The sequence below is a fragment of the Kitasatospora sp. NPDC049285 genome (assembly GCF_040678815.1).
Lineage (GTDB): Bacteria > Actinomycetota > Actinomycetes > Streptomycetales > Streptomycetaceae > Kitasatospora.
Genome location: NZ_JBFAQR010000054.1, coordinates 16,871 through 40,844, shown reverse-complemented (window position 1 = coordinate 40,844; position 23,974 = coordinate 16,871). Strand labels below are relative to the sequence as shown.

General features: G+C 73.4%; 23 protein-coding genes. 14 read left to right on the top strand and 9 right to left on the bottom strand.

The window, feature by feature from the left end; translation table 11 throughout:
• The first annotated feature begins 84 nt into the window (after positions 1 to 84).
• Positions 85 to 1,209 (top strand): low temperature requirement protein A, encoded by a 1,125-nt coding sequence (locus AB0K51_RS27240; protein ID WP_363459791.1) that lies wholly within the window; start codon positions 85 to 87, stop codon positions 1,207 to 1,209.
• Between the two features lie 82 nt (positions 1,210 to 1,291).
• Entirely contained in the window at positions 1,292 to 1,999 is a 708-nt protein-coding gene (locus AB0K51_RS27235; protein WP_363459790.1) for a uracil-DNA glycosylase, read from the top strand.
• 72 nt (positions 2,000 to 2,071) lie between these two features.
• Here AB0K51_RS27235 and AB0K51_RS27230 read toward each other — a convergent pair whose 3' ends face one another.
• Positions 2,072 to 2,713 (bottom strand): 3-oxoacid CoA-transferase subunit B, encoded by a 642-nt coding sequence (locus tag AB0K51_RS27230; protein WP_363459789.1) that lies wholly within the window; start codon positions 2,711 to 2,713, stop codon positions 2,072 to 2,074.
• Positions 2,713 to 3,480 carry a CoA transferase subunit A gene (locus AB0K51_RS27225; protein ID WP_363459801.1) on the bottom strand — a complete coding sequence of 256 codons (768 nt, stop codon included), beginning with the start codon at positions 3,478 to 3,480 and terminating at the stop codon, positions 2,713 to 2,715. The genes AB0K51_RS27230 and AB0K51_RS27225 overlap by 1 nt, the downstream gene beginning before the upstream one ends.
• Before the next feature lie 271 nt (positions 3,481 to 3,751).
• Between AB0K51_RS27225 and AB0K51_RS27220 the strand changes: the two genes are divergently transcribed.
• The 6 genes from AB0K51_RS27220 to AB0K51_RS27195 are packed head-to-tail and all read left to right on the top strand — an operon-like array spanning position 3,752 to position 9,240.
• The gene (locus AB0K51_RS27220) at positions 3,752 to 4,984 is read left to right on the top strand and encodes a substrate-binding domain-containing protein (RefSeq protein WP_363459788.1); all 1,233 of its coding nucleotides are present in this window, start codon (positions 3,752 to 3,754) and stop codon (positions 4,982 to 4,984) included.
• Positions 4,985 to 4,990: 6 nt separating this feature from the next.
• Complete coding sequence (locus AB0K51_RS27215; RefSeq protein ID WP_363459787.1) at positions 4,991 to 5,749, top strand: ABC transporter ATP-binding protein; 759 nt, start codon at positions 4,991 to 4,993, stop codon at positions 5,747 to 5,749.
• Positions 5,746 to 6,465 carry an ABC transporter ATP-binding protein gene (locus AB0K51_RS27210; RefSeq protein ID WP_363459786.1) on the top strand — a complete coding sequence of 240 codons (720 nt, stop codon included), beginning with the start codon at positions 5,746 to 5,748 and terminating at the stop codon, positions 6,463 to 6,465. Before AB0K51_RS27215 ends, AB0K51_RS27210 begins: the two co-directional genes overlap by 4 nt.
• Complete coding sequence (locus tag AB0K51_RS27205) at positions 6,465 to 7,331, top strand: branched-chain amino acid ABC transporter permease (protein ID WP_363459785.1); 867 nt, start codon at positions 6,465 to 6,467, stop codon at positions 7,329 to 7,331. Before AB0K51_RS27210 ends, AB0K51_RS27205 begins: the two co-directional genes overlap by 1 nt.
• A complete protein-coding gene (locus AB0K51_RS27200; RefSeq protein WP_363459784.1) occupies positions 7,328 to 8,401 on the top strand; it encodes a branched-chain amino acid ABC transporter permease in 1,074 nt (357 codons plus the stop codon). The genes AB0K51_RS27205 and AB0K51_RS27200 overlap by 4 nt, the downstream gene beginning before the upstream one ends.
• The gene (locus tag AB0K51_RS27195) at positions 8,398 to 9,240 is read left to right on the top strand and encodes an alpha/beta hydrolase (protein WP_363459783.1); all 843 of its coding nucleotides are present in this window, start codon (positions 8,398 to 8,400) and stop codon (positions 9,238 to 9,240) included. Before AB0K51_RS27200 ends, AB0K51_RS27195 begins: the two co-directional genes overlap by 4 nt.
• Positions 9,241 to 9,253: 13 nt before the next feature.
• Here the strand turns inward: AB0K51_RS27195 and AB0K51_RS27190 are convergent, their stop codons facing one another.
• Together AB0K51_RS27190 and AB0K51_RS27185 are read right to left on the bottom strand one after the other, a co-directional pair.
• Entirely contained in the window at positions 9,254 to 10,507 is a 1,254-nt protein-coding gene (locus AB0K51_RS27190; protein WP_363459782.1) for a hypothetical protein, read from the bottom strand.
• A gap of 228 nt (positions 10,508 to 10,735) precedes the next feature.
• Positions 10,736 to 11,347, bottom strand: a complete 612-nt coding sequence (locus AB0K51_RS27185) for a VTT domain-containing protein (RefSeq protein WP_363459781.1) — start codon at positions 11,345 to 11,347, stop codon at positions 10,736 to 10,738.
• Positions 11,348 to 11,786: 439 nt separating this feature from the next.
• On the opposite strand from AB0K51_RS27185, the gene AB0K51_RS27180 reads away from it, so the two are divergent.
• Positions 11,787 to 12,869 (top strand): LLM class flavin-dependent oxidoreductase, encoded by a 1,083-nt coding sequence (locus AB0K51_RS27180; protein ID WP_363459780.1) that lies wholly within the window; start codon positions 11,787 to 11,789, stop codon positions 12,867 to 12,869.
• 7 nt (positions 12,870 to 12,876) lie between these two features.
• On the opposite strand, the gene AB0K51_RS27175 is transcribed toward AB0K51_RS27180, so the two are convergent.
• From AB0K51_RS27175 to AB0K51_RS27165, 3 genes are all read right to left on the bottom strand, one after another.
• Positions 12,877 to 13,836: an aminoglycoside phosphotransferase family protein gene (locus AB0K51_RS27175; RefSeq protein ID WP_363459779.1), complete on the bottom strand. Its 960-nt coding sequence runs from the start codon at positions 13,834 to 13,836 to the stop codon at positions 12,877 to 12,879.
• 31 nt (positions 13,837 to 13,867) lie between these two features.
• On the bottom strand, positions 13,868 to 15,781 hold the full coding sequence (locus AB0K51_RS27170) for an EAL domain-containing protein (protein ID WP_363459800.1): 1,914 nt from the start codon (positions 15,779 to 15,781) through the stop codon (positions 13,868 to 13,870).
• 262 nt (positions 15,782 to 16,043) lie between these two features.
• On the bottom strand, positions 16,044 to 16,469 hold the full coding sequence (locus AB0K51_RS27165; RefSeq protein WP_363459778.1) for an OsmC family protein: 426 nt from the start codon (positions 16,467 to 16,469) through the stop codon (positions 16,044 to 16,046).
• A gap of 279 nt (positions 16,470 to 16,748) precedes the next feature.
• Here AB0K51_RS27165 and AB0K51_RS27160 point away from each other — a divergent pair, with 279 nt between their 5' ends.
• The 3 genes from AB0K51_RS27160 (at position 16,749) to AB0K51_RS27150 (ending at position 18,215) form a co-directional block, all read left to right on the top strand.
• On the top strand, positions 16,749 to 17,087 hold the full coding sequence (locus AB0K51_RS27160) for a chorismate mutase (RefSeq protein ID WP_363459777.1): 339 nt from the start codon (positions 16,749 to 16,751) through the stop codon (positions 17,085 to 17,087).
• A gap of 109 nt (positions 17,088 to 17,196) precedes the next feature.
• Positions 17,197 to 17,874, top strand: coding sequence for a signal peptidase I (lepB, locus tag AB0K51_RS27155; RefSeq protein ID WP_363459776.1), 678 nt, complete (start codon positions 17,197 to 17,199; stop codon positions 17,872 to 17,874).
• A 41-nt stretch (positions 17,875 to 17,915) separates the two neighbouring features.
• On the top strand, positions 17,916 to 18,215 hold the full coding sequence (locus AB0K51_RS27150; RefSeq protein ID WP_363459775.1) for a YciI family protein: 300 nt from the start codon (positions 17,916 to 17,918) through the stop codon (positions 18,213 to 18,215).
• A 19-nt stretch (positions 18,216 to 18,234) separates the two neighbouring features.
• On the opposite strand, the gene AB0K51_RS27145 is transcribed toward AB0K51_RS27150, so the two are convergent.
• On the bottom strand, positions 18,235 to 19,221 hold the full coding sequence (locus AB0K51_RS27145; protein WP_363459774.1) for an EamA family transporter: 987 nt from the start codon (positions 19,219 to 19,221) through the stop codon (positions 18,235 to 18,237).
• A gap of 40 nt (positions 19,222 to 19,261) precedes the next feature.
• Entirely contained in the window at positions 19,262 to 21,448 is a 2,187-nt protein-coding gene (locus AB0K51_RS27140) for a transglycosylase domain-containing protein (RefSeq protein ID WP_363459773.1), read from the bottom strand.
• A 246-nt stretch (positions 21,449 to 21,694) separates the two neighbouring features.
• Between AB0K51_RS27140 and AB0K51_RS27135 the strand changes: the two genes are divergently transcribed.
• Positions 21,695 to 22,516: a hypothetical protein gene (locus AB0K51_RS27135; protein ID WP_363459772.1), complete on the top strand. Its 822-nt coding sequence runs from the start codon at positions 21,695 to 21,697 to the stop codon at positions 22,514 to 22,516.
• A 277-nt stretch (positions 22,517 to 22,793) separates the two neighbouring features.
• Positions 22,794 to 23,972, top strand: coding sequence for a J domain-containing protein (locus tag AB0K51_RS27130; RefSeq protein ID WP_363459771.1), 1,179 nt, complete (start codon positions 22,794 to 22,796; stop codon positions 23,970 to 23,972).
• Positions 23,973 to 23,974: the final 2 nt, after the last annotated feature.

Below are 23,974 nucleotides of genomic sequence, written 5' to 3'. Positions count from 1 at the left end.
GGCCCGGTCGGCGGCGTCCCCGGTACCCTGTGCCGGTCACGGGGCGGGCGTCGGGGAGGCGCCCGGCGGACGGGGGGAGTTCACGTGGAGGAGAAGCGCGTCACCTGGGCGGAGCTCTACTTCGACCTGGTGTTCGTGTTCGCGGTGACCCAGGTGTCGGGGCTGCTGCACCACCACCACGACTGGGCGGGCGTGGGCCGGGCGCTGGTGGCGTTCGTGCCGGTGTACTGGTGCTGGGTCGGCACCACGGTGCAGGCCAACATCCGGGACGTGGACAACGCGCGCGACCGCATCGGGATCTTCGCGGTGGGCCTGGCCGGGCTGTTCATGGCGCTGGCGCTGCCCGGCGCGTTCGGCCCGCGCGGGGTGCTGTTCGGCGCCGCGTACTGGGCGGCCCGGCTGGTGCTGCTCGGCCTGATGGCCCGTCAGGTGCGGCGGATCTGGATCGGCCCGTACGGGGTGGCGGGGTTCCTCACCGGGCCGCTGCTGCTGCTCGGCGGGCTGGCCGGCTCCCCGCTGCGCGAGACGCTGTGGGCGCTCGCCGCGGCCACCGACCTGGCGGCGCCGCTGGCGTTCCGCCGGCACCTGGCCCGGGTCGACTACCACCCCGGCCACCTGCCGGAGCGGTTCGGGCTGTTCCTGCTGGTGGCACTCGGCGAGTCGATCGTCGGTATCGGCGCCCCGGTGGCCGGCGCCCCGCTGCACGCGGGCCAACTGGCCTCCGTCGCCGTGGCGTTCGTGATCTCGTGCGCCCTGTGGTGGCAGTACTTCGGCTATGCCGCGGACGCCATGCGCTACGCCCTGGAGACCGCCGTCTCCCGCCGCGACGTGATGCGCCAGGTGTTCTCCTACGGCCACCTGGCGCTGATCGCGGGGGTGATCACGGTGGCGGTCGGCTTCGCCGAGACGGTCGCCCGGCCCGGCGGCGTGCTCGGCGACGGCGCGCTCGGGCTGCTGTATGGCGGCAGTGTGCTGTACCTGCTGAGCTTCAGCTACACCCGGAAGATGATGTTCGGGATGATCTCGCCGACCCGGCTGGCCGCCGCGGCGGTGGTCTCCGCGCTGCTGGCGGTGCTGCTGCTCACCCCGCTGCACCGGCTGCCCGCGCTGGCCGTGCTGGTGCTGCTGGCCGTGGTGCTGGTCGGCCTGAACGGCTGGGAGGCGCTGCGGGTCCGGCGGGCGCGGCAGGCTGTCGGCGCGAGCGAGTAGCGTTCACCACGCGGGCCTGGACGACGGGGCCCGGAGTCCGATGAGAGCGGTCGCCGTGCGGCGCGGCCGGTGGGAGGTACACGTGACGGAGCTGGCCGAGGCGAGCGTGGGCGGCGTCCTGGAGGTGCCGGAGTCCTGGCGGGCGGTGCTCGCCGAGGAGACCGGCAAGCCGTACTTCGCGCAGCTGACGGAGTTCCTGGCGGCCGAGCGCGCGGAGCACGAGGTGTTCCCGCCCGCCGGGCAGGAGTTCTCGGCGCTCGCCGCGACCGCGTACGAGGACGTCCGGGTGCTGATCCTCGGTCAGGACCCGTACCACGACAACGGCCAGGCGCACGGCATGAGCTTCTCGGTGCTGCCGGGCGTGAAGACGCCGCCGTCGCTGCGCAACATCTACAAGGAGCTGACCACCGACCTCGGCCTCACCGTCCCCGACAACGGGTACCTGATGCCGTGGGCCGAGCAGGGCGTGCTGCTGCTCAACGCGGTGCTCACGGTGCGCGCGCACGAGGCGAACTCGCACAAGAACAAGGGCTGGGAGAAGTTCACCGACGCGGTGATCAAGGCGGTCAGCGCCCGCGAGGAGCCCTGCGTCTTCGTGCTGTGGGGCGGCTACGCGAAGAAGAAGCTGCCGCTGATCGACACCGACCGGCACGTGGTCGTCCAGGGCGCCCACCCCTCGCCGCTGTCCGCGAAGCTGTTCCTCGGCAGCAAGCCGTTCTCGCAGATCGACGCGGCCCTGGAGGGCTTCGGCGGCAAGGCGATCGACTGGCAGATCCCGAACCTGAAGTAGCGGCGGACGCCACGCGCGGCGGGGGGTGAGGGTCACCCTGGGTCACCCCCGCCGCGCGGGCCCGTGAGCCCGTCAGTCCGTCAGGACGGGCGGTTCGGTGGCGGCGCGCAGGCGGTCGAGGCTGACGCCGTCGGCGAGTTCGACCAGGCGCAGGCCCTCGGGGGTGACGTCCAGGACGGCCAGGTCGGTGACGATGCGGTGCACCACGGCGCGGCCGGTGGCGGGCAGGGACAGCTCCTGCACGATCTTGGGGGCGCCGTCCCGGGCGGTGTGCTCCATCACCACGATGAGGCGGCGGGCGCCGTGCACCAGGTCCATCGCGCCGCCCATGCCCTTGACCATCCTGCCGGGGATCATCCAGTTGGCCAGGTCGCCGCGGGCCGAGACCTGCATCGCGCCGAGCACCGAGACGTCGATCCGGCCGGAGCGCACCATGCCGAAGGAGAACGCCGAATCGAAGTACGCCGCACCGGGGTTGACGGTGACGGTCTCCTTCCCGGCGTTGATCAGGTCGGGGTGGACGTCGGCGTCCGCCGGGTACGGGCCGACGCCGAGGACGCCGTTCTCGGAGTGCAGCACCACGTGCACGCCCGGCGGCAGGTGGCCGGGGATCAGCGTCGGCAGGCCGATGCCGAGGTTGACGTACTGGCCGTCGCGCAGTTCGCGGGCGGCCCGGGCGGCGAGCGCGTCGCGCGGGTCGAGCGTGGTGGTCATCAGGACTCCTTCGGGGCGGCCGGGCTGACGGTGCGTCGCTCGATGCGGCGGTCGGCGGGGTCGGCGGCGACCACCCGGTCCACGTACACGCCGGGCAGGTGGACGGCGTCGGGGGGCAGCTCGCCGGGCTCGACGATCCGGTCCGCCTCGACGACGGTGACCTTCCCGGCGGTGGCGCACAGCGGGTTGAAGTTGCGGGCGGCGGCGTGGAACACGCAGTTGCCGTGCCGGTCGGCGACCTCGGCGCGGACCAGCGCGAAGTCCGCGGTGATCGCCTCCTCCAGCAGGTACCGGCGCCCGCCGAACTCCCGCACCTCCTTGGGCGGGGAGGCCAGCGCGACCGCGCCGCCGCCGGGCGCGTACCGCCACGGCAGGCCGCCCTCCTCGACCTGGGTGCCCGCGCCGGCCGGGGTGAAGAACGCCGGGATGCCCGCGCCGCCGGCCCGCAGCCGCTCGGCGAGGGTGCCCTGCGGGGTGAGCTCCACCTCCAGCTCGCCGTTCAGGTACTGGCGGGCGAACTCCTTGTTCTCGCCCACGTAGCTGGAGGTCATCCGGGCGATCCGGCCGGCCCGCAGCAGCAGGCCCAAGCCCCAGTCGTCCACCCCGCAGTTGTTGGAGACCACCCGCAGTCCGGTGGTGCCCGCGGCGACCAGCGCGCCGATCAGGGTGGACGGGATGCCGCACAGGCCGAAGCCGCCGACCGCGAGCAGCGCGCCGTCGGGAATGTCCCCCACCGCGCGGGCGGGGGAGTCCAGGACCTTGTCCAAGGTGGTCACCTCATCGAGTGGGGGGCCGGCGGCGTCGCCGGCACCGCACCACCCTCACCGCAGGCCCCGGCGCTTTCCATGGCGGCCGCGGACATGGGCCGCACCCGGGTCATGTGCCCGCCGCACACCGTCGCCGGGCTGACGCCCCGACATGTCGGCGGCGCACACAGCCAGGACGGCCGATGCGTGCGTCCGTCACATGTCGCGCCCCGGGCGGCCCCCCTACGGTTCCGGCAATCCACCAGCACAGCCACGTCAGGAGCCGACCACCATGCCCGTCACGGACGCCACCCACAGACCCGTCCGCACGCTCGCCGCGCTGGCCGCCTGCGTGCTGCTCGCCGCCGGCTGCGCCAAGGCCGGCACCGCGGGCACCTCGACCGACGCGGGCGGGTCCAAGACCCCGGTCAAGGTCGGCCTGGTGTACTCCCGGACCGGCCCGCTGGCCGCCTACGGCAAGCAGTACCTGGAGGGCTTCAAGGCGGGCCTGTCCTACGCCACCAAGGGCACGAACGCGGTCGCCGGGCACCCGGTGGAGGTCGCCGAGCAGGACGACGCGGGCGACCCGGCCAAGGCGGTCTCCGCCGCCAAGGACCTGATCGGCAAGGGCTACAAGGTGCTGGCCGGCTCCACCGCCTCCGGCGTGGCGCTGCAGGTCGGCCCGATCGCCGCGCAGAACAAGGTGCTGTTCATCAGCGGCCCGGCCGCCGCCGACAAGGTCACCGGCCTGAACAAGTACACCTTCCGCTCCGGCCGGCAGTCCTACCAGGACACCAGGGCCGCCGCCTCCTTCATCGGCGACGCCAAGGGCAAGAAGGTCACCGTGCTGGCCCAGGACAGCGCCTTCGGCCAGGCCAACGTCGCCGCCGTCAAGGACGTCCTCGGCGGCGAGGGCGCCACCGTCGACGCGGTGCTCGCCCCGCCGTCCGCCACCGACCTGACCCCGTTCGCCAGCCAGGCCAAGGCCGCCAAGCCCGACCTGCTGTTCGTCGCCTGGGCCGGCGACACCGCCTCCGCGCTGTGGACCTCGCTCACCCAGCAGGACGTCTTCTCCGCCACCAAGGTGGTCACCGGCCTCGACGTGGCCGCCTCCTACCCGCTGTTCGGCCCCGCCGCCGAGCGGATCAGCTTCCTCAACCACTACTTCGCGGGCGCGGCCGGCGGCACCGAGGCCGAACTCGCGATGACCGACGCCGTCACCAAGGCCGGCTCCAAGCCCGACCTGTTCACCCCCGACGGCTTCACCGCCGCCCAGATGGTGGTGCACGCGCTGGAGACCGCCAAGGGCTCCGACGCCGACACCGACGCCCTGGTGAAGGCCCTGGAGGGCTGGAGCTTCGACGGGGTCAAGGGGCAGCTGACGATCCGCGCCGAGGACCACGCGCTGCTGCAGCCGATGTTCCAGGTCAAGCTGACCGGCACCGGCGCCGCCGCCAAGCCCAGCGTGGAGAAGAAGCTGACGGCCGACCAGGTCGCCCCGCCGGTCGCCAAGATGGCGGGCTGAACCGACATGAGCAGCCCCGCCCCGGTCCTGCGGCTGGACGGCCTCGGCTGGTCCGTCCGCGGCGTCCCGATCGTCCAGGACGTGAGCTTCGACGTCGCGGAAGGCGAGTTCGTCGCCTTCATCGGCCCGAACGGGGCGGGCAAGACCTCCCTGTTCAACCTGATCTCCGGCATCCACCCCGCCACCCACGGCTCGCTCGCCCTGGACGGCGCGGACATCACCGCCCTGCCGGTGCCCGCCCGGGCCCGGCGGGGCCTCGGCCGGACCTTCCAGACCTCCTCGCTGTGGCCCGGCCTCAGCGTCGCCGAGCACGTCCGGCTGGCCGCCCAGGCCGCCGCCGGACCGCGCGCCTCCTACCGGATCTGGCGGCGCGCCGACGCCTACCGGCAGCAGGTCGAGGAGACCCTGGAGCGCACCGGACTCGCCGCCCGCGCCGACGACCTCGCCGGCTCCCTCTCGCACGGCGGCAAGCGCAAGCTCGAACTCGCCGTGCTGCTGGTCGGCGGCCCCCGCCTGATCCTGCTCGACGAGCCGATGGCCGGGGTCAGCGCCGAGGAGGTGCCCGCCCTGGTCGAGCTGATCCGCTCGGTCCACCAGGACCAGGGCCGCACCGTGCTGATGGTCGAGCACCACATGGACGTGCTGCTCGGCCTCGCCGACCGGCTCGCCGTGATGCACCACGGCACCCTGCTGGCACTCGACACCCCCGAGGCCGTGATGGCCGACGCCACCGTCCAGGGGGCCTACCTCGGGGAGGCGCTGTGAGCCTGCTGACGGTCCGTGACCTGCGGGTGGTGATCGAAGGCCTGCACATCCTGCACGGGGTGGAGCTGGACGTCGCCGCCACCGGCGTCACCGCCCTGCTCGGCCGCAACGGCGCGGGCAAGACCACCACCGTCAAGGCCGTCATGGGCCTGGTCCCGCGCACCGGATCGCTGCTCTTCGACGGCGCCGAGACCGTGAAGCTGCCCACCCACCAGGTGGTCCGCCGCGGCATCGGCTACGCCCCCGAGGACCGCGGGATCTTCGCCGGCCTCACCGTCGCCGAGAACCTGCGCCTCGCCGAACGCGACACCGCCCCCGCCTACGACCTGGTGCACGAGCTGTTCCCCGAGCTGAAGCAGCGTCAGAAGCAGCCCGCCGGAACCCTCTCCGGCGGCCAGCAGCAGATGGTCGCCATCGCCCGCACCCTGCTCAACGGCAACCGGCTGATCATCGCCGACGAACCCACCAAGGGCCTCGCCCCGAAGATCGTCGCGGAGGTCGCCGACGTGCTCGCCCGGGTCGCCGGGACCGTCCCCGTGCTGCTGGTCGAGCAGAACCTCGCGCTGGTGCGCCGGGTGGCCGGCCACTGCGCCGTGCTCGCCGACGGCCGCACCGCCCACCAGGGCGACGCCCGCGCCCTGCTCGCCGACGAGGACGCCGCCCGCCGGCTGCTCGGCGTCGGCAGCCACCGTCCCGCTCCCGAGGTGACCCCCTGATGAACACCGTCGTCCTGCTCGCCTGCACCGGACTCGGGCTCGGCGCGCTGTACTTCCTGGTCGCCTCCGGCCTGTCGCTGATCTTCGGCCTGATGGACGTGCTCAACTTCGCCCACGGCGCGCTGCTGTCCGTCGGCGCCTACGCCTCCTGGTGGGCCGCCACCGACGGCGGCCTGGGCTTCTGGCTGGCCGTCCCGTTCGGCACGGTGGTCGGCACCGCCGCCGCCGTGCTGCTCGAACTCGCGCTGATCCGGCCGCTCTACGCCCGCCCCCGCGACCAGATCCTCGCCACCGTCGGCGTCGGACTCGCCCTGCCCGCCCTGCTGATGGGCATCTGGGGCGGCGACGCCCGGCCCTTCCCGCAGCCCGCGGCGCTGTCCGGGACGGTGCGCCTGCTCGGCGCGACCGTGCCCGTCAACCGCTTCGTGCTGGTCGCCGCCGCCGTGGTCGTGCTCCTGCTGCTGCGGCTGTTCCTGGCCCGCACCCGCTACGGGCTGATCGTCCGGGCCGGCGTCGAGGACCGCGCCATGGTCACCGCGCTCGGCATCGACGTCCGCAAGGCCTTCACGCTGGTCTTCGCGATCGGCGGCGCCGCCGCCGCGCTCGGCGGGGCGCTGGCCGGCCTCTACTTCGGCTCGGTCAACCCCGGCCAGGGCACCAGCCTGCTGATCTTCGCCTTCGTGGTCGTCGTGATGGGCGGCACGGGCTCGGTCACCGGGGCCGCCGTGGCCTCCGTCGCGGTCGGCCTGGTCCAGCAGTTCGCCAACTACTACTCAGCTGCGGGCCTCGGCGACCTGTCCGTCGTGGTCCTGCTCGCCGTGCTGCTGCTCGCCAAGCCGCGCGGACTCACCGGGAGACTCGCATGACCGCCCTGCTCAAGCGGTGGTGGCCGCTCGCCCTGCTGCTCGTCCTGCTGATCGCGCCCTACGGCGCGCTCCCGCTGCCAGGACTGCTCGACGGCCCGCTCGGCAGCCCCGGCAGCCTGCAACTCCTGGCCCTCTGCCTGGTCTACGGCGCCCTCGCCAGCGGCTACGACCTGCTGCTCGGCCGCACCGGACTGCTCTCCTTCGGCCACGCCCTGTACTTCGCCACCGGCCTGTACGCCACCGACCTGGCCATGCTGGAGCTCCGACTCCCGTTCGTGGCCGCCGCGGTGTTCGGCGTCGCCTGCTCGGTGGCGCTCGCCCTGCTGCTCGGCTCGATCTCGCTGCGGGTCACCGGCATCGGCTTCTCCATGGTCACCCTCGCCTTCGCCCAGGCCGGCGCGATCCTGGTGCAGCGCAACCCCGGCGGCCTCACCGGCGGCGAGGAGGGCCGCTCGGCGCCCGCCGACCGCCTCCCCGGCGCGCTGATCGGCATCCAGAACACCGCCAACCTCTACTGGATCGCCGTCGCCTACCTGGTGCTCACCCTCGCCGTCGTGCACTGGACGGTCGCCTCGCCCACCGGACGGATCTGGGCCGGCATCCGCGAGAACGAACGCCGGGTCGAGGTGCTGGGGCTGCGCCCGTACGGCTTCAAGCTGGTCGCGTTCACGGTCGCGGGCGCCCTGGCCGGCGCGGGCGGCGTGGTCTACCTGCTGCTCACCGGCGGCGCCACGCCGCAGGCCGCGAGCTCCGACGCCACCCTGGCGCTGCTGGTGATGGTCGTCCTCGGCGGCTCCGGCACCCGCTGGGGCCCGCTGCTCGGCGGCGTCCTCTACACCTGGGCCGCGCACCGCCTCGGCGACCTCGCCAACTCCGCGTCGATCGCCGAACTCCCCGCCGTGCTACGGGTTCCGCTCTCCCAACCGCTGTTCCTGCTCGGTAGCCTCTTCGTCGCCGTGGTCTACCTGCTCCCCGGCGGCCTGGCCCGCCTGCCCGCCCGGATCCGTTCCGGCCGGGCCGCGCGGACCGCCCGGCCCGCCGCCACCGCCGTCCCGGAAGGCGCCGCATGACGCACCCGCAGTCCCTCACCGTCCCCGTCGCCGACGGCGAGCTGGCCGTCCTGCACTGGCCCGCGACGGTCCCCGACGCCCCCGTGGTGGTCGCCGTCCACGGCATCACCGCCAACGCCCTCGCCTGGGGTCCGCTGGCCCGCCTGCTCGACGGCCGGGTCTCGCTCTACGCCCCCGACCTGCGCGGACGGGCCGCGAGCCGGGACCTGCCCGGCCCCTACGGCCTGGCCCGGCACGCCGAGGACGTCGCCGCGCTGATCCGCCGGCTCGGCGACGCGCCCGTCCGGCTGGTCGGCCACTCGATGGGCGCGTGGGTCGGCGCGCTCACCGCCGTCCGGCACCCGGAGCTGCTGACCGACCTGGTGCTGGTCGACGGCGCGGTGAGCTTCCCGCTCCCCGCGGGCGTCCGCGAGGAGGACGCCCTGGCGGCCGTCCTCGGCCCCGCGCTGGCCCGGCTCTCGATGACCTTCGCCGGCCGCGACGCCTACCGCGACTTCTGGCGCGCGCACCCCGCGTTCGGCGCGTGGACCCCCGAGATCGACGCCTACGTCCAGCGCGACCTGATCGGCGCCGAACCCGAGCTGGTCTCCTCCTGCGTCGGCGAGGCGGTCCGCACCGACGGCGCCCAGGTCCTGCTGGACCCCGAAGCCGCCGACGCCGTCCACCGCCTCACCGTCCCCGCCACCCTGCTGTACGCCGAGCGCGGCCTCCTGAACGAGCCTCAGGCCCTCTACGACCAGGGCCGGTTGGCGAAGGTCGCGATCCCGACGGAGCTGGTGCCGGACACCAACCACTACACGATCCTCTGGTCGGACCGGCTGGCCCAGGTCGTGCGGTAGCCGCCGGCGCGCCCTACGCCGTCCCGAGGAAGGTCTGCCAGCCGCCCGTCGGGGCCTGGCCCACGCCCAGGGTGCGGAGCTTGCGGATGGTGGACTGGTCCTGCACCTCCAGCCACTCGACGAGCTGACGGAAGGACACCAGCCGGACGTCCGGCTTGCCGGCGATCTGCTTCAGGGTCTCCTCGACCGCGTCCATGTAGATGCCGCCGTTCCACTGCTCGAAGTGGTTGCCGACGAAGAACGGGGCGCGGTTGGTGGTGTAGGCGCGGTTGAAGCCCGCCAGGTACGAGTCACGGGCCTGGTCGCGCCACGCCGGGTACTTGGACGCGTCGCCCTTGGTGGAGCCGCCGGACTGGTTCGCCAGGATGTTGTAGTCCATCGACAGCACCTGGAAGTTGTGGCCCGGGAACGGGATGCCCTGGAGCGGGAAGTCCCAGATCTTGCCGTCCTGGACCTTCTGCGGCCAGATCTGCAGGCCGCCGGGGGAGCTGGCGTCGTACTTCCAGCCGAGCTTCGCCGCGGTCGGCAGCAGCGCCTTCTGGCCCTCCAGGCAGGGGGTGCGGCCGCCGATCAGCTCCTTCTTGTAGTCGAAGGGCAGCGGGTCGACGTCGGTGAAACCGGTGTTGGTCTTCCACTGGGTGACGAACGAGACCGCCTGCTCGATCTCGCTCTCCCAGTCCTCCGGCGTCCACTTGTTGACGCCGTTGCCATCCGAACGGGTGGAGCAGAAGTGCCCGTTGAAGTGGGTGCCGATCTCGTGGCCGGCCAGCCAGGCCTGGCTGATCAGCTTGATGGTGTTGCGGACGGCGTTGGCGGACAGGAACGGGATGTCCGAGGCGCCGACCGAGTGCTTCGGCGGGTGGTACAGCGAGGCCTTCTCCTTCGGCAGCGTGTAGATGCCGGACAGGAAGAAGGTCATGGTCGCCTTGTACTGCTCGGCGAGCTTGAGGAACCGGGTGAACTGGCCGTCGTCGGTGGCGCCCGCGCCGTCCCAGGAGAAGACCACGAACTGCGGGGGAGCCTCACCGGGCTTGAGCTTCTCCGGGGTCGGCTGGTTGGGCTGCGCGCCGGTGTCGGCGCTCGAGCCGTCGCCGAGCGGGGTGCCCTTCACGGGGGACGTCCCGGAGGACGGCTGGTTGGAGGCGCCGGCGTCGGAACCGGGGCGCCCGGTGCCACCGCCCCCGCCGCTCGAACAGGCGGTGACGGCCCCGAGTGCCGCGGTGGCCGCCGTGGCGGACAGCACTGTCCTGCGCGAGATGGTGCTCATGGTCTCCCCTGCCGCGGTGGGTCCGGGCCAGAAAAGCTCCGGGGGCCGAACCGCGGCTCCCGGAGGTCAAGTGCTGGCAAAATCGGACAATTTGACGTTAGCGCCACCCAAGGATGGCACGGCTCAGGTGGCCCGGCCAACGCCGCCCCACCTGTCGGACACCACGCCGGGGACGGCCGTCGCGGCTGCACGCCGCACCGCCTTGTTGCCGTTCTGGGACAGAGCAGGTCACTCGGCTCCGGCGAGCGCCGCGAGCTCCCGGCGGCGGCGCCGGACCAGCTGCGCGATGCCGCTGGAGATGGCGGTGGCGGCCAGGCAGGAGATCGCCAGGCTCAGCCACGCGGTGTCGAACCAGTGCGAGTTGAGCCAGCCCAGCGTGACGATGTACGCGGCCCACAGCACGGCGGCCACCGCCGACCAGCGCAGGAAGGTCCACGGGCGGCCGGGGGAGTGCCCGACCGCGAGGTCCAGGACGGTGCGCCCCGCCGGGACGAAGCGGGCCACGATGACGATCGCCGCGGCGGCCCGGCTGGTGCGGCCCGTGAAGGCGCGCTGCACCCGCTCGACGCTCGCGGCCAGCTTCGGCCGGCGCTCCAGCCGGCGGCTGACCGCGGGGGCGCCGCGCCGGGCCAGGTGGAGCAGCAGCAGGTCGCCGAGGAACGAGGCCGCGGCCACCCCGGCGGCCAGCAGCAGCGGGGCGTTGTGCACCTGCGAGGTCTTCAGCACCGCGAGGATCACCAGGGTGCCGCTCGGCAGGAACGGCAGGAAGGCGTCGCCGAGTACCGCGGCCAGGGCCAGGCCGCAGTACCAGGCCGGGCCGATCACGGCGTTGGCGTCCAAGGTGGTTCTCCCTCCAGCCCGCCCGGGGGAGAGGCAGCTGCAACGGGGCCAACGCTAGCGCGAGAGAATTTCATGCCATGAAGCACCCCCGGTGTGGCGCGTCACACTCCGGGCCCGGGAACCACGAGAGCCCCTGGGGCGGGGTTGCCGCTCCAGGGGCTCATGGGGATCGAACGACGCTGGTCGAGCCCGCCGATCTGTCGCTGGTCGCGGAACCGGTACGTGCTCCGCTGATCACCAGACTGCCGCATGGCCACCCCCGGATCGACCGTTCGACCTGGCGACAACTCGCTCTGGCGTGAAGTCGCCACGGAGCGTGGCCTCCTGTCGGACCGTCAGCGAAACCGTGCGCTTCGGCGGGAACAACCGCGGCCGGTCGCCGGGTTGTCCCCCGACGACCGCCCAGGCACCCGGCCGGGGCACCAGGAGGACGCAGCGCATGAGCATCGCACCGGAGCCGACCGACCCCACCGAGCCCGCCGCCGACCCGATCCGCGGCCGCACCGCCGGGAACGCTCCCGCGCCGCTCTCCATCCTGGACCTGGCCACCGTCGGCACCGGCTACAGCCCCGGCGAGGCACTCGCCGCCACCACCGAGCTGGCCCGCAGCGCCGAGCAGTGGGGCTACCACCGGTTCTGGGTCGCCGAGCACCACGGCATGCCCGGCGTGGCCAGCTCCGTCCCCGCGGTGCTGCTCGCCCACCTCGGCGCGCACACCTCCACCCTGCGGCTCGGCTCCGGCGGCGTGATGCTCCCCAACCACGCGCCGCTCGCCATCGCCGAGCAGTTCGGCCTGCTGGAGGCCCTGCACCCCGGCCGGATCGACCTCGGCCTCGGCCGCGCCCCCGGCACCGACCAGGCCACCGCCCGGGCGCTGCGCCGCGGCGAGTCGGAGGGCCCCGGCGACTTCCCGCGCCAGCTCGCCGAACTGATCCACTTCCTGGACGGCGACTTCCCCGACGGCCACCCCTACGCGACCCTCGCCGCCGTGCCGCGCTCCGCGAGCCGACCGCCGACCTGGCTGCTCGGCTCCTCCGGCTTCAGCGCCCAGCTCGCCGCCCGGCTCGGCCTGCCGTTCGCCTTCGCCCACCACTTCAGCGGCGGCAACACCGTCGCCGCGCTCGACCTGTACCGCGACGGCTTCCGCCCGTCCGCGGTGCTGGACAAGCCCTACACCCTGATCGGGGTCGGCGCGGTCGCCGCCGAGGACGGCGAGCGGGCCCGCCGGCTGGCCCGCTCCGCCGGGCTCGCCACGCTGCGGCTGCGCCAGGGCCGCCCCGGCCCGATCCCCACCCCCGAGGAGGCCGCCGCCCACCCGTACACCCTCGCCGAGGAGGACTTCCTGGACTCCTGGCTGGCCAACGTGGTGCTCGGCACCCCCGAGGAGGTCGCCGCCGGTCTGGAGGCCCTGCGGCACCGCACCGGCGCCGACGAGCTGATGGTCACCTCGCACATCCACGGCCACCGCAACCGGCTGGAGTCCTACCGCCTGATCGCCGAGGCGTACGGCCTGACCGGCTGAGGGTCCGTCACCGGCCGAGCGCCGCGAGCTGCTCGGTGATCCGCTCGGCGGACCAGCGGTCCACCCAGGCGGCGAACTCGCCGGTGTAGTCGCGCGGGGTGGACTCCACCCGCATGATCAGCGCCAGGTAGATCCGGTACAGCGCGAGCCGGGCCCGGGCGGCGGCGTCGATCCGCAGCCCGGGCTCCACCGAGCGGTAGCCGGCCAGCAGGTCGGGGTCGTCCTCGGGCGTGCCGAGCGGGTCCAGGCCGACCAGCTCGGCCAGGGGATCGCCGAAGAACGCCCGCTCGCCGTCGATCACCCCGGTCAGCTCCCAGCCGTCCTGACCCTCCGTCAGCAGCAGGTTGCCCTCCCAGGCGTCGAAGTGCACCAGCGCCGGGCGCCGCACCTCGGCCAGTTCCGCCGCGAACTCCGCTGGCAGCGCACGCAGCCGCCCGGCCGGGGCGGGCAGCTCCACGCCGTAGCGGGCGGCGTCGTCCAGGACCGCGCCGAGCATCGCGGCGAACGCCTCCGGCCAGCCGTCGGCGGCCAGCGCGGCCTGCGGCTGCGGGTAGCCGAAGCGCGGGCCGGTGACGCGGGCGAGCCGGGCCGCCCAGGCGCCGAGCCGGCGGCGCAGCGGGGCCCGGTCGGCGGGGGCGAGCCGCTCGCGCAGGCTGTCCCAGGTGCTGCCCTCCAGGTACTCCAGCAGCAGCCACTCCCGGCACTCCGCGTCGCCCTCCGGGTCGTGGTGGAGCACCCGGGGCACCGCGAGGCCCGCGTCGGCGGCCAGCGCGTGGAACAGCCGCTCGGTGCCGAGCAGTCCGCGCTCGTGGCTGAGGCCCGGAGTGCCGGGCGGCGGCGCGCACTTGAGCACCAGACGCCGCCCGTCGGCGAGTTCGAGCAGCTGGGCGGCGTTGTACAGGCCGCCGGTCAGCGGCGTCCGGGACACCACCGCCGCACCGTCGAGCACCCCGGCCAGCCGCTCCATGCCCGCCCCTCCCGCTGAGCGCCGGGGGCGCCTAGCCGCCCGGCTGTCCGCGCAGTATCGCGGCGATCAGCTCCGGCGCGCCAGGGCGGGCGAAGTACCAGCCCTGCGCGGTGTCGCAGCCGGTCTGGCGCAGCCGTTCGGCCTGGGCGGCGCTCTCGATGCCCTCGGCGGTCACGGTCAGGCCCAGGGCGTGCGCCAGCCGCACCATCGCGCCGACGATCTGCTCGTCCGCGGCGCGCCGCCCGTCCGCGGCGGGCGAGGCCTCCCGGAACGCCTCGATGAACGTTCCGTCCAGCTTCAGCACGTGCACCGGCAGCCGGGAGAGGTACGCCAGGTTCGAGTAGCCGGTGCCGAAGTCGTCGATGGCGATCCGCACACCCATGTCGGCGAGCGCCTGCAGGGCCTGCAGCGGCCGCCCGCCGGGGCCGAGCAGCGCCGACTCGGTGATCTCCAACTGGAGCAGCCGGGGCGGCAGTCCGGTGCGCTCCAGCACCTCGGCGACGTCGGCGACCACGTCGGAGTCCCAGATCTGCCGGGCCGCCAGGTTGACGCTGACGAAGGCCTCCGCGGCCGGGAACTCGGCCAGCCAGTGCCGGGCCTGACGGCACGACTCCTCCAGCACCCACTTGCCGAGCGGCACGATCGCGCCGGACTCCTCGGCGAGCGGGATGAACCGGTCCGGCGACAGCAGCCCGTAGCGCGGGTGCCGCCAGCGCACCAGCGCCTCCGCGCCGCGCACCGCGCCGTCCGTCAGGCCCACCAGCGGCTGGTACTCCACGGTGAACTCGCCGCGCTCCACCGCCGGTCGCAGCGCGGTCGCCAGCAGGTGGCGGGTCAGCTGGTCGGCGCCGCGGTCGCGGTCGTACAGCGTCCAGCGGGCCCGGCCGTCGGCCTTCGACCAGTACAGGGTGGAGTCCGCGTCGCGGATCAGGTCGGTGGGCGTGGAGCCGCGCACCGGCCGCTCCACCACGCCGATCGACGCGGTCACCGTCAGCCGGTGCCCGGCCACCTCGAACGGGCGCTCCAGCTCCTCCATCAGCCCCGCCGCCAGCCGGGTCAGCTGCTGGTGCCCGGCCGACTCGGCGACCAGCACGGCGAACTCGTCGCCGCCCAGCCGGGCCACCAACTGCCCCTCGCCGGCCGCGAAGCCGTGCTCCAGCCGGGCCGCGACGGCGACCAGCAGCTGGTCGCCGACGTGGTGGCCGAGCGTCTCGTTGATCGCCGCGAAGCCGTCCAGGTCGACGTAGCACAGCCCGACCCGCCGCTCGCTCTCCGGACGGCCCGGACCGGCCGGCTCGGCGGGCTTGAACGCCGCCTCCAGCCGCTCGTAGAACAGCGCCCGGTTCGGCAGCCGGGTCAGCGGGTCGTGCAGCGCCTGGTACGCCAGCCGGTCGCCGAGCTGCCGCTGCTCGGTGATGTCCTCGACCATCACCAGCGTGTAGTACGGGGCGCCCCCGCCGTCCCGGATCAGCGAGACGGTGACCCGGCCCCACACCTCGCGCCCGCCGCGGTGCTTGAGCCGCTTCTCCACCCGCATCCGGTCGCGCTCGCCGCGCACCAGTTCGCGGTAGAGCCGGCGGGGGGTGTCCTCGGGGTCGATGATCTCGTGGATGTGCATCCGGGGGAGCTCGGCGACCTCCCGGCCGAGCATCGCGGCGAACACCGGGTTGCCCTCGATCACCAGGTCGTCGGTGTCGATCAGCGCCATCCCGAAACCGGCGTCCGAGAAGGCCGCCCGGAACCGCGACTCGCTGGCCCGCAGGGCCTCCGCGAGATGCCCGGCGTCCGCGTGCAGGGGTGCGCCGCAGGTGGCGCAGGCCTCCGAAACGGTTCCCGGGCGCGGCGTCTCGGGCTGCCCACCCCGATGGTGTGCGTCGGCCCTCACGTTCCGGCCCGGCACGGCACGCTCCCGTCCGCTGCTGCCACTGATCAGGCCGGCGCCCATGACGGCGGCGACCGGCCGCAGTGCCCGGGTGCGCCCGGCGACCGCGGTCGGTGACCGCGGCGTCCGGCGGCCTCGGGCCACGTCCGCCGATCATAGGCCGCCCGTGTAACTGTGCGCGACCGCCGCCAGGGTGATTCGCCCGGTTCGTGAAGGGATGTCCCTTACATTCTGTGCGATGCCCCCGGAGTGCACCGATCCGGGGCACCCCGGGGGCGCGCACGTCCACTCACGCGCTGTGCCGGTGCGTGAGCCTGACGGCGGGTCAGGCCAGGCTGGCGGTGATCGTGATGGTGGTGCCGGTCAGCGCCTTGCTCACCGGGCAGTTCGCCTTGGCGTCCTCGGCGGCCTTCTGGAACCCGGCCTCGTCCAGGCCCGGCACCTCGCCGACCACGGTCAGGTGGATGCCGGTGATCCCGGTGCCCGGCTGGAAGGTGACGTCCGCCTTGGTCTCCAGCTTCGCCGGCGGGGTGCCGGCGCCGGCCAGGCCGTGCGAGAGGGCCATCGAGAAGCAGGCCGAGTGGGCGCCGGCGATCAGCTCCTCCGGGCTGGTCTTGCCGTTCGGGGTCTCCGCCCGGGCCGGCCAGGACACCGGGAACTCGCCGATGCCCGAGGAGTCGAAGGTCACCAGGCCCTTGCCGTCGAGCAGGTTGCCCTCCCACTCGGTGTGCGCGGTGCGGGTCGTTGCCACGATCAGGTACCTCCTGTGAGTGCGGACTGCCGGTCGAACTGCTGTGTCCGCGGCCGGACTTCCGGTCGCGGCCCGCCCAGCCTACGGCCCGGGGCGGGCCCGGCGGGCCGCCGCGCCGAGACTGCCCGCGGCGGGGCGGCCCGGGCGCGCCGGGCGTCCAACCGCCGTCCCACATGCCGGAACGCGGGTCGAATACAAGGGGGTTCGCCACGTCGTCCCTGTTAGATTGGCCGGGGCCCGAGCCCGAGATCCCACCCGCAAGCCCCGGAGCCATCCCCCATGACGGACCAGCCCACCTCCTCCCCGGAGGAGATCGACAACGCCGTCCGCGCCGAGCTGACCCGCCTGCGCGAGTCCATCGACAACATCGATGCCGCCGTCGTCCACATGCTCGCCGAGCGCTTCAAGGCCACCCAGCGCGTCGGCCGCCTCAAGGCCGACCACCGCCTCCCCCCGGCGGACCCGGCCCGCGAACGCCAGCAGATCAAGCGCCTGCGCGAACTCGCCGTCAGCGCCAACCTCGACCCGGTCTTCGCGGAGAAGTTCCTCACCTTCATCATCGCCGAGGTCATCCGCCACCACGAGGCCATCGCCAGCGACACCCACGCCGAGGCCTGACGCTCGTCGGGCCGTTGACGCGGGGTTGTCTGCGGGGCGTAAAACCCGGATTTCGCGGTCCTCCGCGCGCGGGTTAGCGTGGCGTCCTTCCGGAAGAGGGCGGTGTCGGGTGGTCGAGGAGACTGCGCCGGTGGTGCGGCAGCTGCGCAAGCGGCGGCCGTGGTACGTGGAGCTGCCGGTGATGGTGGCGGTGGGCCTGGTGATCGCGGTGGTGATCAAGACCTGCCTGTTCCAGATGTTCTCGATCCCGTCCGGGTCGATGGAGAACACCCTGCAGATCGGCGACCGGGTCGCGGTGAACAAGCTCGCCACCCTGACCGGCTGGAAGCCGAAGCCCGGCGAGCCCGTGGTGTTCAAGGACCCCGGCGGCTGGCTCCCGCCCACGCCGAAGGACACCAACCCGGTGACCCGCACGGTCCGTTCGGGCCTGAGCACGGTCGGCCTGCTCCCGCCCGGCGACAACTACCTGGTCAAGCGGGTGATCGCGACCGGCGGCCAGAGCGTCTCCTGCCAGGGCAGCACCCTCACCGTGGACGGCAAGGCGGTGGCCGAGCCCTACCTGCACCCCGGCGACGACTCCTGCGCCGGCCTCGACTTCGGCCCCGTCAAGGTCCCGGCCGGCTACGTCTGGGTCGAGGGCGACCACCGCAGCGACTCCGCCGACTCCCGCTACCACCGCACCGACCCCGGCGGCGGCGCCGTCCCGGTCGGCAACCTGGTCGGCCCGGCCTCCGCCGTCGTCTGGCCGCTCAACCACCTCAGCTGGTTCGGCTGGGCCGGTCGCTGACTTCCACCCCGCCGGGCCGACACCGCACGTACGATGATCACGTGTTCATCCTCGAACTGACCTACACCGCCCCGCTGGAGCGGATCGACGCCCTGCTGCCCGCGCACGTGGAGTGGCTGGAGCGGCACTACGCGGACGGCGTCTTCCTGGCCTCCGGCCGCAAGGTGCCGCGGGACGGCGGCGTGATCCTCGCCGCCGCAGGGGACCGCGCCGCGATCGAGGCGGTGGCCGCCACCGACCCGTTCGCGCGGGAGGGCGCCGCCGCGTACCGGATCACCGAGTTCGTCGCGACCACCACCGGGCCGGAGCTCGCCGCGCACCGCCGCACCCTGCCGGCCTGACGGTCCGTCGGGCGGCGGGCTACTTCCGACTCGCCGACTGCGCGGCGAACGCGCCCGCCAGCACCAGCGCGCCGCCGGCCAGCTGCGGCAGGCCCAGGTGCTCGCCGAGCAGGACCCAGGCGAGCACGGTGGCCACCACCGCCTCCAGGTTGGCGACCACGCCCGCCACCGGCGGCGACAGGTACTGCACCGACACCACGCCGGTCAGGTAGGCGAGCACGGTGGCGATCAGCACCATCCACAGCGCGGGCACCAGCGCGGGCAGTTGGTGCCCGTTCATCGTGACGTCCCGGGCGAGCACGCCCCAGTCGGCCTCCCACGGCCGGGCGAAGGCGGTCAGCAGCACCGCGCCGATCAGCAGGCCGAACGCGGAGACCGCCAGCGGGTCGACCGGGCGCTCGCCCCGCCGGCCGGCGTCGGCGAGGACGAAGTAGCCCACCTGGCAGCAGGCCGCGCCCAGTGCGAAGGCCACCCCGAGCGGGTCGAAGCCGAGGCCGTTCCAGACCTCGACCACGCAGGCCAGGCCCGCGACCGCGACGCCCGCACCGGCCATCGCCCGCCGGGAGACCGGGCGGCGCTGCACCAGCCGGACGTAGCCGATCAGCAGCGGCGGCCCCAGGTACTCGATCAGCAGCGCCACGCCCACCGGGATGCGCGAGATCGCCGCGAAGTAGCAGGCCTGCACGCCCGCGACGGCGAGCAGCCCGAAGCCGAACAGCACCCCGGGACGCCGCAGCACCGCGTGCCGGTGCTTCCAGGCGACCGGCAGCAGCACCAGCGCCGCGCCGGCCACCCGCAGCCAGACCGTGTGCAGCGAGGAGAGCCCGGCCTCGATCAGCGGCTTGGCGGCCGTGCCGGACCCGCCGAACGCGAACGCCGAGACCAGGGCCAGCCCGAGCCCGACCGAGGCGGCCCGCCGCGCGGGCGGGGCGACGCCGCCGGGGGCGTCCAGCGGGGCGGTGACGGGCGGCGGAGAGACGACGGAGGGGTCCGAGCTGCTGTGCATCGCCGCATTGTGCCAGCTCGGACCCCTCCGCCGTAAGGCGCTAACCCGCTGATTGGTCCTGATTGCCCAGCAGGCCGCCGGTGGCGTCCGCCCCGGCACTGGCCGACGGCGACGGGGTGCGGCTCCCGCCGCCGCTCGGCCGGGCCGACGGCGACCGCGTGGGCCGCTGCTGCGCGTAGTCGCCGACGGACGGCCCGGCGGTGGCACTGCTGCGGTCGCTCGCCGACGGCGACGGGACGGCCGAGGCGCTGCCGCTGCTGCCGCCGTCGGTCGGCTCGGCGCTCGGCGAGGCCGAGCCGCTGGGGGAGGCGGACGGGACGGAGCCGGCCGAGGGCACCCGGGCCGGGCCGGCGAAGTCGCTGGTCGGCTGCCCGGCGAGCGCGGACTTCATGTACGCCGTCCAGATCTGCGCCGGGAACCTGCCGCCCGCCGCGCTGCCCGCCCCGCCGACGCCGTCCAGGCTGACCTGCTTGCCGGTGGTCGGGTCCTGCCCGAACAGGCCGACCACGGTGACCAGTTCGGGCGTGTACCCGGCGAACCAGACCGACTTGGAGTCGTCGGTGGTGCCGGTCTTGCCGGCCGCCGGGCGGTTCAGCGCGCCGGCCCGGTAGCCGGTGCCGCCCTGGTCGTCGATGACGCCCTGGAGGATCGCGGTGGTGGACCGGGCGGCGTTCTTGCTGATCGCCTGGGTGGTCTTGTGCCCGGGCAGCGCCACCTGCTCGCCGCCCAGCTCCAGGCCCTTCACCAGCCACGGGGTGATCTGCTGCCCGTCGTTGTCCAGGGCCGCGTACACCCCGGCCAGCTCCAGCACGCTCGGGGTGGCCGAGCCGAGCGGGATCGACGGCACCGCCTTCAGCCCCGGGGTGTCGGCGGGCAGCCCCAGCGCGACCGCGGTGGAGCGGACCTTCTCCAGCCCGGTGTCCTGCGCCAGCTGCGCGAAGACCGAGTTCACCGACCAGTCGGTGGCCTCCTGCAGGCTGATCTGGCCGTAACTGCGCTCGCCCTCGTTCGGCGGCGCGTACGGCACGCCCTTGGCGCCGCGCACCGAGCGGCGGTTGGTGCCGTCGTAGACGGTGTCGGCGCTGATCCGGTCGCCGTACTGGGTGCGCGCCCCGGAGTCCAGGGCGGCCGCCAGGGCGATCGCCTTGAAGGTGGAGCCCGCCTGGTAGTCGGTGCGGGTGGCGTTGTCGATCCAGTGCTTGGTGGCGTCCGCGCCGCCGTACAGCGCCAGCACCTGACCGGTCTTCGGGTCGACCGAGACCGCGCCGGCCTGCGCCGCGGCGTCCACCTTGCGGCTGTCCGGCTTGAGGCTCGCGGTCAGCTGGTCCTGCACCGCGTCCTGCAGCTGCTGCTGCCGCTTGGAGTCGACGGTCAGCGCGATGGTGTAGCCGCCCTGGGCGAGCTGCGCCTCGCTGATGATGCCGTTGTCGGTCAGGTACGAGCTGGCGGCGGCCACCAGGTAGCCGGCCTGCCCGGACAGCCCGGGCGCCGACTTCGGGGCCAGCACCTCGGGGAAGGCGGTCTGGGCGCGCTCCTCGGCGCTCAGCCATTTTTGCTGCACCATGCCGTCGAGCACGTAGTTCCAGCGAGCCGTCGCCTTCTGCCGGCCGGCCTCGCTGGCGGAGGAGACGTCGTAGGCGCTGGGCGCGTTCAGCAGGGTCGCCAGGTACGCGCCCTGGGCCGCCGTCAGCTGGGCGGCGTCGACGCCGAAGTAGGCCTGCGCGGCGGCCTGGATGCCGTACGCGCCGCGGCCGTAGTACGAGGTGTTGAGGTAGGAGGAGAGGACCTCGTCCTTGCTCTGGGTGGCGTCGACCTTGATCGCGATGAAGATCTCCTTCACCTTGCGGCTCACGGTCTGCTTCTGGTTCAGGTAGGCGTTCTTCACGTACTGCTGGGTGATGGTCGAGCCGCCCTGGGTGGAACCGCCGGACGCGGTGTTGAAGGCCGCCCGGGCCATGCCCTTGAGGTTGACCGCGCCCTCGCTGTAGAAGTTGCGGTCCTCGGCGGCCAGCGCGGCGTGCTGCGCGGCGGGGGAGACCTTGTCCAGCGCGACGTTCTGCCGGTTGGTCTGCCCGGTCCGGGCCAGCACGGTGCCGTCCGAGTACAGCCAGGTGTTCGACTGGGCGGTGGCCGCCGCGTGCGCGTCCGGCACCTTCACCAGGACCACGCCGAGCGCGAACAGGCCGACGCCCAGCACCACCGACGCGGCCAGCCCGAGCAGCGTCATCCGCCAGGTCGGTATCAGCCGACGCCAGCCGGTCCGCTTCGTTCGTTCACGAGGCTTTCGAGGCAACGGAGACCTTCCCGCAGTCCCCGGACGGGCTGCTCGCTCGGGCGACGGCATGAACCTCGCCAGCCTTACTGATCGACTTGTCAGATGTTAGGGACCTATGTCCCATTTCTCCTAAGACGATCTTTAAATCCGCCTTACAGTCGAGAACTCCCCTCCTGTCCGGCCGAGTAGGGTGCCGCCATGAAGCGGCCGAACCTCCTCTACGTCACCGACCTCAGCTATCCGGCGCAGGGCCGCCGCTACGGCGACGAGGACACCGCCCTCGCCGCCCGCCTGCGCGAGGACTTCGACCTCGCGCTGTGCCACCCGCTCGACGCCGCCGCCCTGATGGACGCCTTCGACGCCGTCGTGGTGCGCAACAGCGGCCCGGTGCTGAACTACCCCGCCGAGTACGCGGCCTTCCGCGCGGCGGCGCGGGAGCGCGGCACCCGCGTGTACAACGAGCCGACCGGCCGCGGGGACATGGCCGGGAAGCAGTACCTGCTCGACCTCACCGCCGAGGGCCTCCCGGTGATCCCCACCGTCGACCGCCTCGCCGACCTCGACGTCCTCGGGCCCGCCGCCGCGTACGCCGTGAAGCCCAGGCTCGGCGCCGACTCCATCGGCCTGGTCTTCGCCACCGCCGAGGAGCTCCCCGGCCTCCCGCTGGACGGCATGCTGATCCAGCCGCGGATACCCCTGCGGTACGAGGTCTCCTTCTACTACCTCGACCGCGCCTTCCAGTACGCGCTGTACGCCCCCGACCCGGCCCGCCGCTGGGAGCTCGCGGTGTACGACCCGACCGCCGAGGACCTCGCCTTCGCCGACCGGATCATCGCCTGGAACACCATGGAACGCGGCATCCAGCGGGTCGACGCCTGCCGCACCCCCGAGGGCGCCCTGCTGCTGGTCGAACTCGAGGACCTCAACCCCTACCTCTCCCTCGACCTCGTGCCGCCGGCCGTCCGGGAGTCCTTCACCGCCGCCTTCAAGACCGCCCTGCACGGCCTGATCGCCGCGTAGGCCCCGGGAACGCCGAAGGCCCCCCGCTTCCGCGAGGGGCCTTCGACCGTCTGTGCGCCGCCAGGGACTCGAACCCCGGACCCGCTGATTAAGAGTCCGATGGACGACGAGTCGGACGGTGACGAGTGATGTCGCACCGTACCGTTTTCGCAGGTCAGCAGCTGTCGGGTTGTATCGGTCACAACCGGGTTCGCCTGGCGTGGTTCAGCGCAGCCGTTAGCCCGGTGCTAGCACGGTTGCGCCGCGTGGCCCTTGCCGTGGTGCTGGGGCGACGGCCATGAGGACCGACCACTCCACTGACTACTACGCCGTGCTCGGCGTCCGGCCAGATGCCGACCTGGTCACCATCCGCCGGGCCTACCGGGCTGCGGTGCGCCACGCCCACCCGGACGGTCGCCCCGAAGGTGACGCCACCCGCGCTCACGACGACATGGTGCGCATCAACCAGGCGTGGGAGATCTTGAGCGACCCGGCCAAGCGGGCTGACTACGACGCCAGCACCACCAGCTCGGCTGGCTCGCGGCCGAAGCCGCCTCCACCTCCTCCTCCACCAGCACCACGTCGGGCACTCTGGACACCGCCGGCGGTCGACTTCGGAGTGGCCTTTACGGGCCAGCGGTCCGCCGAGCGGGTCGTGACGGTGCGGTTCGAGGACGGCTCCACCATCCGGCGTGCCACGGTGCTGGATGAGTCAGGGCTGTTCTGGTTCGTGGGGCCGGCTGAGTTCCGCGACGTCTCCGAGGTGACGCTGTACCTCTACAGCCAGCGCATCCCGACCGATGCACCGATCGGCGTCATGACTGACCAGCTCCGAGTTCAGCTCGATGAGGTCATGGCCAGCATCACGCTCACGGCCCAGCTCGCCGAGCCGATCCGCAAGCCAGCCGCGCCGAAACCGTCGCCGCCTCCTACGAGGCAGGGAGCACGGGCCCGACGCGGATACCGGTACTGGGCCCGCTGTGTGGTAGCTGTGCTGGTGCTGGTCCTCGCCGTGGCTGTAGGAGTGATGGCGAGCAATGTGCTGAGCGGGATCGGCGGCGGCTCGGGCGACCAAGCGGCTCTGCCAACTGCCAGCGCTGGGCCCAACCGCTTCTGCTCCGTCCCGTCCGACGACGGCCAAGTGCTCTCGTACTACGCCACGGTGCCGGGCACGACCACCAAGACTGGTGTGGAGCTGTGGGAGTCATCACCGCAACGCAAAGCCGATCCGTGGGTGGACTGGTGGACGCCAGATTTTCCGTATTGGGAGCGGGCCAACAAACACCACATGACGGTGAATGGGCAACTCTACAAGCCGTACGAGCGCATCGAGATAGACCGCTCGGAGATAACCGGCTGGCAGTCGCTGTCAGGCTTCTTCGTCCGAAACGGCCTGGATTCAAAGGCGGAGGCGGCTGGGCGACAGAGCTTTCTTGGAGGGTGGGTGGACCAGTTGAGCGCACCCGAATGCAAATAGAT